Origin of the sequence: Shewanella avicenniae, from assembly GCF_017354945.1 — a bacterium.
GTDB classification, from domain to species: domain Bacteria; phylum Pseudomonadota; class Gammaproteobacteria; order Enterobacterales; family Shewanellaceae; genus Shewanella; species Shewanella avicenniae.
Genome location: NZ_CP071503.1, coordinates 546085 through 557502, shown reverse-complemented (window position 1 = coordinate 557502; position 11418 = coordinate 546085). Strand labels below are relative to the sequence as shown.

Sequence of the window (11418 nt, the reverse complement as noted above, 5' to 3'; positions counted from 1 at the left end):
TTACTCTTTAGTTGCAGAGATCATTCAATCCAGCAGCCATAAATGCAGTTACGCCACATTAACGCCATTATGCCCAACTTCAAGCGCAGGCTTGCCCTGTGTTTTTATTGCCTTTTCGGCTTGATGAGTGCGACATCCGGGGCCACAACCAACCCAACTATCACTGCAGCGCCGCTGAAAATCACTGATTATCAGTTCGTTGGCTCGCATAACAGCTACAAGCAGCAAATACCGTCGGCCGTTGGCAATTGGATTCAACAACAAGATCCACAGCTATTTAGCCAAATTAATTATTACCACCTACCGCTGCTACAACAGTTGGATTTGGGCTTGCGCCAATTAGAAATCGACGTGCTGGACGACCCTGACGGCAAACGTTTCAGTGATCCGCTAGCTGGCAAACTCACCTCAACGGCGTTATTTAGCCCTGCTGAGCAACAAGCGCTGGGGCAACCTGGCTTTAAGGTATTTCATATTCCTGACATCGATGTGCGCTCCGACTGTTTACAGTTAACCGATTGCTTACAACAACTGAAGCAATGGTCGCAGCAACACCCGCAGCATCTACCGCTGTTTATTTTGATGAATGTAAAAGAGCGCAAACCGGACTTTATTGGTGGCGCTCAACCGGCGCAGTTCAACGCTGCCACCTTTGAACGTTTACAAAACACCCTTCGCGCCAGCTTAGGCGATGCACTGTTTACCCCCTCGCAATTGCAAGGCGATGCCAAAAGCGTGCGTCAAGCGGTGCTACGACAGGGCTGGCCGACAGTCGAGCAACTGCGCGGTAGATTCATTTTTATCTTTGATGGCAATGCGCCACAACAGCAGCAGTTACGCGCCGCACAATCCGGCCAGCCGCTATTTTTTGCATCTTACGCCAGTGATGACCCAGCAGCAGCCTTGATGATCTGCAACGACCCCATCACCCAACAGCAGCAAATTAAGCAACTGGTTCAACAAGGCTTTTTAGTGCGCACCCGCGCTGATGCCGATTTCAGTGCAACGACCACGCAACGCCAACAACAATTTGCTGCAGCGGTCAGCAGTGGCGCACAGCTGATTTCAACTGATTTCTACCCTACATCACCTCAAGCAACGCAAAGCGGCTGGCAAGTCACTTTTGCCAACCGTGCGTTGTGGCAAGTGAAAAATTACACCAACAACACTGGCGATACCCCATAAACCGCCAATCCCTTGGAGAAAATATGAAACACCGTAGTCAATATTCACTGCTTGCGCTGACGATTAGTGCCTTGTTGAATGCACCTGCCATGGCAGAAGATGCCTTAGCAACTCACAATGGCGCGAATAACGATATTGAGAAGATCGAAGTCAAAGGCTTTCGTTCTGGCCTTGTGAAAGCCACCGATTTGAAAAAAGATGCGGTAGGTGCCCAAGACACTATTCTGGCAGAAGATATTGCCCAGTTTCCTGATTTGAACTTGGCGGAATCGCTGCAACGCATTCCAGGGGTAACCATTACCCGCGAAGGCGGCGAAGGTCGGCAGATCTCATTGCGTGGTTTAGGCCCAACCTTTACCCAAGTACAATTGAACGGCATGGAAGCGCTCGGTACCTCAGACTCACCCATGGATAACCGCGGCAACACCAACACCTCTCGTGCATTTGACTTCAACATCTTTGCCGCTGAGTTGTTTAACCAAATCGACGTCAAAAAAAGTTTTTCTGCTGATATGGATGAGGGCGGTATTGGCGGTACTGTGGCACTAAGAACTGCAAAACCGTTTGATTATGATGGCTTTAAAGGCGCGGTAAACGTGCAAGCAGGCGATAACTCGCAAACCAGTGATACCTCACCACGGGTTGCTTTTTTGCTATCGAACACTTGGGGAGATTTTGGCGCACTGGTCTCTTTAGCCTACAGCAACCGCAATACCAGCGAACAAGGCTACAACAACTACCGCTGGCGCTATCGCACCACCGGTGGATCTGACATCAGTGAACTTGACGCAGACACGCAACAAGCCATCAACGACAACCAAGTGCGCTTCTCCCGTGGTAACCGTTACTCGCAATATAACGCTGACCAAAGCCGCACCGGTGCCACCTTGGCACTGCAATATCGCCCATCTGACACCCTGCAATTTGGTGTAGATGCGCTGTATGGCCAGCTCGATTCTGACCGTCATGAATATCACTTACAAAGCCGTGGTTCACAAAGCTCCACCAACTTAGGTTGTGCTGGCCCTGGCTATTTAACCGTTAATGGCAAAGATAACTCGATCTGTTCTCGCCTAACCGATTTGCAACTCAACGAGCGCAATGAAGCGGTTTACAGCGAATGGGAAAATGCCGCGATTCACTCTGAAAGCCGTCACCAACAAGCGACAACCGATGTAAGCCAAGTCGCGCTGAATATGGATTGGCAGCTCAATGCTGATCTGGCCATGCAAGCCTATGTAGGCCACATGGAAAGTAAGTTTGATACCAACAGCGCCAAAGTGTACTTAGAATCATTTGGCGATATGACCATCGACTACAGCCAAGATCCCTTCTACGCCACCAACACCTACAACAATGGCTATGACCCAACCGACATTGATGCGTTTAAATACCATGAGATCGATTTAGGCCGTGAACAGGTAGATAACAGCTTTGACATCGCCAAAGTCGATTTTGAATACGCACTAGACAGCTTCCAAAGCATAGAATTTGGCGCCTCTTACAAACAGTACGAAAACCAAGGTACTGGGTATCAAGAACAGACCGACCGCTTGAGAAGTCAGTGGTCAGACGGCAGCGTTAGCGATGTTGTAGATCCTGATTTGGTGTTCATCAACCACGGCTTTGATAAGCAATCTTGGTTGAGCACCCAAGTATATGGCACGCTGGACAAATTCAATATTGATCGTCACTTTGCCTTTGACGGTGAAGACGACAATGTCACTGAAGACACCCTAGCACTGTACGCGCAGTATAACTTCTTTGCGGATCTCGGCGACGCAGGTGAGTTGCGCGGCAATCTCGGTGTGCGCTATTACGATAGCGACATCACCTCAAAAGGTTATGTGAACCACGAGCAGGTATCGGTTGATGGTGCATACAGCGGCAGCCTGCCCACACTGAACCTAGCGTGGAGCGTGACGGATAATCTGGTATTGCGTGCCAACGCAGGTAAAAACCTGACCCGTCCGTCGCTGTCAAACCTGACGGTATCAGGCACAGTATCAGTTGAAGATGATGTCAAAATCAGCTCCGGCAACCCGAATTTGAAACCTTATGAATCAAACAATTATGGTGTTGCTGCCGAATACTACTTCGACAACCAAACGGGCTACATTGCACTATCATACTTCCGCAAGGATATTGATAACTTCATCTTCAACCAAACCGCATATGTGCCATACAGTGACACGGGCTTCTCGACCGATTTGATTGCAGGGCAAACCACCTCTGACGGCATGGCGGTGACCGGTGGCACTGAAACCCAATGGACGCGCCCAGTTAACATGGACGATTCCACCTTTGATGGTTGGGAATTTGCGCTGCAACGTGACTTTGACTTCTTGCCAGCGCCATTTAATAACTTCGGCATGATCCTCAACTACACCCACGCCGCGGGCGATGCGGTGTATTCAGTATTCGATAATGACTTAGGTGAAACGGTAGCAGTCAACAAACCTTTCTTAGGCTTGTCAGATCACACCACCAACATCACCCTGTATTACGAAACAGATAATTGGGGCGCACGCGTATCAATGGCGGAACGTAGCGGTTATCTCAACTCAGTCAGCACTGAACGTGGCGGCACCGCCGATGAAGATGAAAACGGTTACCACGGCACCCGTTATTGGGATTTCTCAGCGCACTACAATGTCAGCGAAAATCTCAAAGTGACCATTGAAGGCGTTAACCTGAGTAATGAGCGTGAAGAGCAATACTCCAGCTCAGATGACCGTCCATACAACACCACCGAAAGCGGTCGCACCTTCTACGTTGGGGCAAGTTATCAATTCTAAACTGCTGTGATTGATTAACGCCCTGCGAAACGCCGCAGAATAAAGAGAGCCGCCGCTAAAGTTGGCTCTCTTTTTTTCTCCCTATGACGTGGGTCGATCAACGTCACATTTTGGTCATTTAAGCGTGGGATGATAGCCGCCCGTTAGCAATTTGTTAGGTTAAGGATTACTCAAGTTGACGCAGCCGCACATCCCGCTTTCCGCCAAAGAAATCAACCAATTACGTCAGGCCATTTTTCAACTGGTAAGCCACTACCATGATGCGGAAGATATTCTACAAGACACCTTAGTCAATCTATGGCAACAAAGTAGCAAGCAACTGATCAGCCAACCATTGGCCTACGCGCTTCGTGTCGCTCAACATGCCGCATTTCAATACTATCGATGCCGCAGTCGCGTAGAAGAGTTAACCTTGGAGGCCATGGAAGATTGTCCCAGCAAACCACTGGATGACACCTTGATTCAACAGCAGCATCTCAAACAGGTTACCGCTCAGCTACAGCAGATGTCACAGCTACGACAGAAGATTTTATTAAGACGTTGGCTGACCAACGAACCACGCGCGAGCATCGCTAAGACGTTTAATATCAGCGAAGAGAGCGTCAAAAAACATCTCTACCGCGGCACCTTACAGCTGCAACAACAAGCGATTGAGATATAAGCACCCCATACAAATAACAAAGGCCTCTGTGAGGCCTTTGTGCGGGTACTTTACAAGTGTTCTTCGGCAAACTCTGCCAAACGTGAACGCACCACACCGTTAAGGTAGATATTGGCGCTGCCTTCAAAGTCTTTAAAACGTTCCACCATATAGGTTAAGCCAGAGGTCACTGCGGTCAGATAGTTAGAGTCAATCTGGGCAAGGTTGCCGCTACAAATTAACTTGGTGCCCTCGCCCATGCGGGTAATCATGGTTTTGATTTGCGATGCAGTTAAGTTTTGGCATTCATCCAAAATCACCACGGCGTTTTGAATCGAACGGCCGCGCATAAAGTTAATCGACTTAAACTGAATGTTGGCCTTATCCATGATGTAATTCATTGAGCCTGCTGGATTAACATCATGTTTATGCAATACCTCCAAGGTATCGGTAATGGCTGCCAGCCAAGGTGCCATTTTCTCCTCTTCCGTCCCAGGTAAAAAACCTATCGATTCGGCAATTTCTGGTGTATTACGAGTCACAATGACTTTGTCGTATTGGTTACGTTCAACCACCAACTCAAGAGCCGCCGCCATCGCCAGCAAGGTTTTGCCGCAACCGGCGGGCCCGGTTAAAATCACCATATCGATGTTAGGATCTAACAGCGCTTGTAGCGCCATGCCTTGATAGACATTCTTCGGTCTGACACCCCAAGCCTCCATGTTGAGCAGACGATCACGCCCCAAATCTAATACTCTCAAGGTCGATTCAGTGCGCCCCACGACGCGGCCACAGAAGTCTGAGTCTTGGTCCAACAAATATTGATTAGCGTAGAAAATATCATCGCCGAGATCTTTGAGTGGCACCTCATGCACTGTGTGGCGACCTTGGCGTTCGGTAGAGACTTTTTGCAAGTGCTCCCAAAAATTGCCGTCAAATTCATGAAAACCTTTGGCAAGAAAGCGGATGTCGTCAATCAATTGGTCGGTACGGTAATCCTCAACCAGTAACATGCCAGCACCCTTGGCTTTAAGGCGCATATTGATGTCTTTGGTGACGAGTACGACGGTACGTGGATGATATTGCTGCTGTAAGTGAAGCGCGGTATTGATGATGCTGTTGTCGTTGTTGTCGCCCGGCAGTGCGCCGATGGTGAAATCAATTTGGTGGTCGGGGAAGATTGAGAGTGTGCCAGAGGCATCGGTATGGCCTTCGCGTAATGGCAACGGCACGCCGTTAATGATCTCTTCAGGGGTGGTGTCGCCACCAAGAATATCTTCTAAGGCTCGAATCGCAACGCGCGCGTCACGGCTGACATCTCGCTTGCGGTCTTTTATCTGATCCAGCTCCTCCAGAACTGTCATCGGAACTACAACATCATGCTCTTTGAACGAATATATCGCTAAAGGTTCGTGCAATAACACGTTGGTATCAAGTACAAACAATTTTCTGTCGTCTTGCTCCATAGCGCCTCCATTTAGTTGCACAAATGGTCATCTTATTGTGGGTTACGCAGGGTACATCGGGGCTCCATGTTGAGGTGAATGGCAAGGGTCTGACCGCTTGGGTCTTAGTTCTATACTGGCACCTTTACCAATGGATGACAATTGACAAAGCTACAATTTATTAACAAGCAGCTTTGATGAAAAATCCTCGGTGCGCAGGGCGCGTTTCTGGTTTGGTATTATAATCGGTTTGATATAACATACGCGCCCCCGCAACCCCCGAGGAAGATAACGAAATGCCCTTTGCTTTAGGCCAACGCTGGATTAGTGACACTGAATCAGAGCTGGGATTAGGAACTGTAGTGCAACTAGAAGGCCGCGTGGTGTCGCTGCTATTTCCGGCGACTGGTGAAAACCGTACTTTTGCCCGCGCTGATGCGCCATTAACACGGGTCATTTATAACCCGGGCGATTTAGTCAAAAGTCACGAAGGCTGGTCACTCAAGATTGAACAAGTGACCGAAAATAATGGGCTAGTTTTTTACTCGGGTGTTCGCGATGACAATGGCGAGCAATGCGATTTACGCGAAACCCTGCTCGACCATAATATCCGTTTTAATAAGCCACAAGACCGCTTGTTTGCGGGGCAAATCGATCGGTTAGATCGCTTCAGTGTGCGTTATCAAGCACAGCAACTGCGTTATCGCTTAGCTACGTCCAGCATGTTGGGCTTGCAAGGCCCGCGAGTGGGGCTGATCCCTCACCAACTGTGGATTGCCAGTGAAGTCGGTCGTCGTCATGCGCCACGGGTATTATTGGCCGACGAAGTAGGCTTGGGTAAAACCATTGAAGCCGGTTTGATCATCCACCAGCAACTGATGACTGGCCGCGCTGAGCGGGTGCTGATTTTGGTGCCTGATACTTTACGCCACCAATGGCTAGTGGAGATGCTGCGCCGCTTTAACCTGCGCTTCGCCGTGTTTGATGAAGACCGCTGCGTTGAAGCCTTTGCCGACCACGATAATCCGTTCTACACCGAACAGCTGGTGATCTGCTCCATCGACTTACTGCGCAATAAACGCCGCTTGGATCAAGCGCTGGATGCCGATTGGGATCTGTTGGTGGTGGACGAAGCGCATCACTTGGAATGGTCAGCGGACAAACCAAGCCGCCCTTATCAGGTGGTGGATGCGTTATCACAAGTGATCCCCGGCGTACTGTTGCTGACGGCAACACCCGATCAATTGGGTCACGAAAGTCACTTTGCCCGTCTGCGCCTACTCGATCCAAACCGGTTTTATGACTACGAGGCCTTTGTGCGGGAAGAGCAAGACTATCGCCAAGTAGCGATTGCCTCCGATGCGATTGCCTCGGGCAACCGAATTCCTGATGAGGTGATCGCCAGCCTGACTGAGTTGCTGGCTGAAAACGACATTATGCCAGCCTTGAAGCTGATCCAAGCGCAAGAAGTGGACAGCGAACTGCGCGAACAAGCCCGTGATGAGCTGCTGCAACAATTGCTGGATCGCCACGGCACTGGCCGGGTGCTGTTCCGTAATAGCCGCGCATCAGTAAAAGGCTTCCCGAAACGTATTTTCCACGCCTATCCGCAAGAGATCCCCGCGCAATATCAAACCGCGTTGCGCGTTAGCGGCATGATGAACCGCAATCTGCCGCAGGATGCGCAAGTACGCTTGGCGTTGAGCCCAGAGAAAATTTACCAGCAATTTGATGAAAATGCCGATGCCTGGTGGAAGTTCGACCCACGGGTAGATTGGCTGATTGATTTCCTCAAAAACCATCGCAGCAAAAAAGTGCTGATCATCGCCTCACAAGCCAATACTGCCTTAGCGTTGGAAGAAGCACTGCGCACCCGTGAAGGGATTTTGGCGACCGTGTTCCATGAGAACATGTCGATTATTGAGCGCGATAAAGCGGGCGCTTTCTTCGCCCAAGAGGAAGGTGGCGCACAAGCGCTGATCTGTTCTGAAATCGGTTCCGAAGGACGTAACTTCCAGTTTGCCAGCCATCTGGTGTTGTTCGACCTGCCATTGAACCCTGATTTGTTGGAACAACGTATCGGTCGTTTGGATCGTATCGGCCAACAAAATGATGTCGAAATTCATCTGCCATACCTTAATGGCTCAGCGCAAACTACCCTACTGCGTTGGTATCACGAAGGTTTAAATGCGTTTGAACTCACATGCCCAGGTGGCCATGAGTTGTATAAAACTCACGCCGAGCAGTTGATGCAATTGCTGATTAACGAGGATGAAGACGCGCTGGCAACACTGCTGAATCAAACCCATAGTCAGTACAAAGCGCTCAAACAAGCGATGGAGCAAGGCCGCGATAAGCTGTTGGAATTGAACTCTCATGGTGGCCGTAAGGCACAAGCCTTAGCCGAAAAACTGGCCGAGATGGACGACAATACCGACACTATCGGTAGCATCATCCGTTTGTGGGATATTCTGGGGATCGATCAAGAAGATCGCGGCGAAAACGCCGTGGTGCTAACACCGACCGAACATATGATGTTCCCAACCTACCCAGGCTTGCCAGAAGATGGTGTCACAGTGACTTTCGACCGTGATAAAGCGCTGTCGCGTGATGATATTGCCCTGATTACGCTGGAGCATCCGCTGGTACAAACCGGTATCGATTTGATCACCGGCTCTGAAACCGGCAGCACTGCGGTGGCCTTGTTGAAGAACAAAGCGCTGCCAGCGGGCACTCTGTTCCTTGAGATGATTTACATGGCCGACGCCTCGGCGCCGAAATCATCGCAGCTGTTCCGTTATCTGCCAGCAACGCCTATCCGCGTATTACTGGATAAAGACGGCAACAATCTGGGCACCAAGGTTAACTATGATCAGTGGAACCAACAGCTGAGCCCAGTGAATCGCCATATTGGCAGCAAACTAGTTAACGCCTCGCAAACCCTGCTGCATCCATTGCTGGACAAAGGCACCCAGCATGCGCAAATCGCGATGGAACAGATTGTGGCGCAAGCCCGCAGCGAAATGGAAAACAGCTTGAACAGCGAGCTAAATCGCCTTGAAGCATTGCAAGCAGTTAACCCGAATATTCGTGATGAAGAGTTGGACTATCTGCGCCAACTGCAAAGCGATTTAACCGGTTATCTGGATAATTGCCAGCTGCGACTCGATGCGATTCGTTTAGTGCTGGTCAGCCACGTATAAACGCACTTCAGCATCACTCTCACAGAGCCCGCAATGCGGGCTTTGTTTTATTCAACATCCTGTAAATCTTGCCGATAGTTCCTATAATGGAGAAAATTTACCGCCAATTTGCTTAACTTTTGCAGTGCTGAGGGTGAACCTAGTGATGAAATGGTGCTGGCTTTGCTTGACGATATTCGCTCTTCCCTCGTTGGCGCACGCCGATGAGTTGGGCGCGCCGCAGCGTAACACCATTGACGTGCAGGGCCAGAAAATTGAAGTGCTCAGCCACGCTTGGGCGAGCAGGAAAAAACTGGGGTCGGCCTTGCTGCTGCCCTCGCTCGGTCAAGCTGCAGATGCACCTGGCTTGATGGCCTATCTGCGCGAACAACTGCCGTTGCATGGCTTAGCAACGTTCAGTGTGGCAGCACCAGACCGCCCTGCATCACCTAACTTCACCACCAAGGCCGAAGATGTGAGTCGCGCCGGCGATGGCACAGTGGCAGAACAAGGCACAACGCCTACGCAATCTCGCACCAAGGATCAATGGCAAGAACTGCGCACACAGCAACGGCAGTTGATTGTCGATACGGTCAAACAGGTGGTGCCATTAATGCAAAGCTATCCAGGCGGCTGGGTATTAATCACCGAGAATCAAACCGCCTCGTTGGTGATGGATATGATTGCCCAGCAGCAGTTATCCGCGCCTAATTTACTCGTCGTGGTCAACCCCTACTCTGCCGATCCGCAGCATAATAGCGAGCTTGTGCAGCAATACTCACGCTTTGGCATGGCACTACTGGATTTACAAAGTCCCGATGGTGCACCGGCATCTCAGGCAACCCAAGCACAACGCCAACTCAAAATTGCGGCACTATCCGCCAAGCAAGCACGGCAACAATTGCTGCCGCTCAATCTCAATCAATCAACTGCTTACGCAGAATGCCTGAATATTATCAAAGGTATGACGAACACTGCGCTACACTAATTAAAGTAAATAAAACTGCAGCCCATTGTTATTTGGGATCTATTGCTTTTGTTTATCTGAATTTTTGAAGCTGTGGCAACGCAATCCCCGAATTATTCTTATACTTTACTCTTTGAAGGCTAAGCTCACTGACCCACTTAAAGTGTCACAATATGGAGAGCCGCAGTTTATGACCATTCCGGTGCTGATATGCGATGACTCAGCGTTAGCGCGCAAACAGATGGCGCGCACCCTCCCCAAAGAATGGGATGTGGAAGTGACATACGCCACCAATGGCGCAGAAGGTATTGAAGCAATTAAGGCTGGGAAAGGCGAAATCGTGTTTCTCGACTTAAACATGCCAGTCATGGATGGCTATGAAGTGCTGCGCACCGTACAGCAACAAGATCTGCCTGCAATGATTATCGTGGTATCTGGCGATATCCAGATCCAAGCGCATGAACGGGTCAAAGCCCTAGGCGCTTTAGATTTTATTCAAAAGCCAGTGAATGCCGGTGCCATCACCAATATTTTGGAAGAGTACGGCATCCTCACCTTGGCACTTAAAGATGAAGCGCAACAAGCTGAAAATCCGATGTTGAAAGTGGATTTGCGCGATGCCTGCCAAGAAGTGGCCAACGTCGCCATGGGCCGCGCTGCCGATCTACTAGCAAAGTTGCTTGATGTGTTTGTGCTACTCCCGATTCCCAACGTCAATGTGTTGGAAGTCAGCGAACTCACTATGGCACTAAAAGCTACTGAATCAGAGAAGAAAATCTCCGCGCTCTGCCAAGGGTTTATTGGTGCGGGGATCGCGGGTGAAGCGTTATTGCTCTTCCATGACAGCAGCTTTCAAGATATGGCTAAGCTGATGAACATGAGCAACCCCGACAATGCGAGCACCGAGATTGAAGTGATGATGGATACCGGCAACGTGCTGATCGGCGCGTTTCTTAACGGTATTTCAGCGCAGTTAGATATGCACTTTAGCCAATCACATCCGGTGGTGCTAGGACGGCACTGCACCGTTAACGATCTGATCCACGATAACGCTGGCCGCTGGCAACGCACCTTAGCGATGGAAATCAACTACAAGATTGAAGGCCACGACGTTGAATGTGATTTGCTATTACTGTTTACCGAAGACTCCATGCCGACACTGGAGTTCAAGCTAGGCTATTTGATGGGCTAAAGGGCGGCA

7 protein-coding genes are annotated in these 11418 nt (G+C 49.9%); 6 read left to right on the top strand and 1 reads right to left on the bottom strand.

What is annotated here, in order from left to right:
• The first annotated feature begins 42 nt into the window (after positions 1-42).
• The 3 genes from JYB87_RS02415 to JYB87_RS02405 all read left to right on the top strand — a co-directional run bounded on the left by JYB87_RS02415 (position 43) and on the right by JYB87_RS02405 (position 4644).
• On the top strand, positions 43-1185 hold the full coding sequence (locus JYB87_RS02415) for a Ca2+-dependent phosphoinositide-specific phospholipase C (protein ID WP_207355326.1): 1143 nt from the start codon (positions 43-45) through the stop codon (positions 1183-1185).
• A gap of 23 nt (positions 1186-1208) precedes the next feature.
• Positions 1209-3983, top strand: a complete 2775-nt coding sequence (locus tag JYB87_RS02410; protein ID WP_207355325.1) for a TonB-dependent receptor — start codon at positions 1209-1211, stop codon at positions 3981-3983.
• Positions 3984-4158: 175 nt separating this feature from the next.
• The gene (locus JYB87_RS02405; protein ID WP_207355324.1) at positions 4159-4644 is read left to right on the top strand and encodes an RNA polymerase sigma factor; all 486 of its coding nucleotides are present in this window, start codon (positions 4159-4161) and stop codon (positions 4642-4644) included.
• A 50-nt stretch (positions 4645-4694) separates the two neighbouring features.
• Here JYB87_RS02405 and JYB87_RS02400 read toward each other — a convergent pair whose 3' ends face one another.
• The gene (locus JYB87_RS02400; protein WP_207355323.1) at positions 4695-6089 is read right to left on the bottom strand and encodes a PhoH family protein; all 1395 of its coding nucleotides are present in this window, start codon (positions 6087-6089) and stop codon (positions 4695-4697) included.
• 275 nt (positions 6090-6364) lie between these two features.
• On the opposite strand from JYB87_RS02400, the gene rapA reads away from it, so the two are divergent.
• The 3 genes from rapA to JYB87_RS02385 all read left to right on the top strand — a co-directional run bounded on the left by rapA (position 6365) and on the right by JYB87_RS02385 (position 11409).
• Positions 6365-9271: an RNA polymerase-associated protein RapA gene (rapA, locus tag JYB87_RS02395; RefSeq protein ID WP_207355322.1), complete on the top strand. Its 2907-nt coding sequence runs from the start codon at positions 6365-6367 to the stop codon at positions 9269-9271.
• Between the two features lie 166 nt (positions 9272-9437).
• Positions 9438-10238: a DUF3530 family protein gene (locus tag JYB87_RS02390; protein ID WP_207355321.1), complete on the top strand. Its 801-nt coding sequence runs from the start codon at positions 9438-9440 to the stop codon at positions 10236-10238.
• 169 nt (positions 10239-10407) lie between these two features.
• Positions 10408-11409: a response regulator gene (locus JYB87_RS02385; RefSeq protein WP_207355320.1), complete on the top strand. Its 1002-nt coding sequence runs from the start codon at positions 10408-10410 to the stop codon at positions 11407-11409.
• Positions 11410-11418 lie beyond the last annotated feature (9 nt).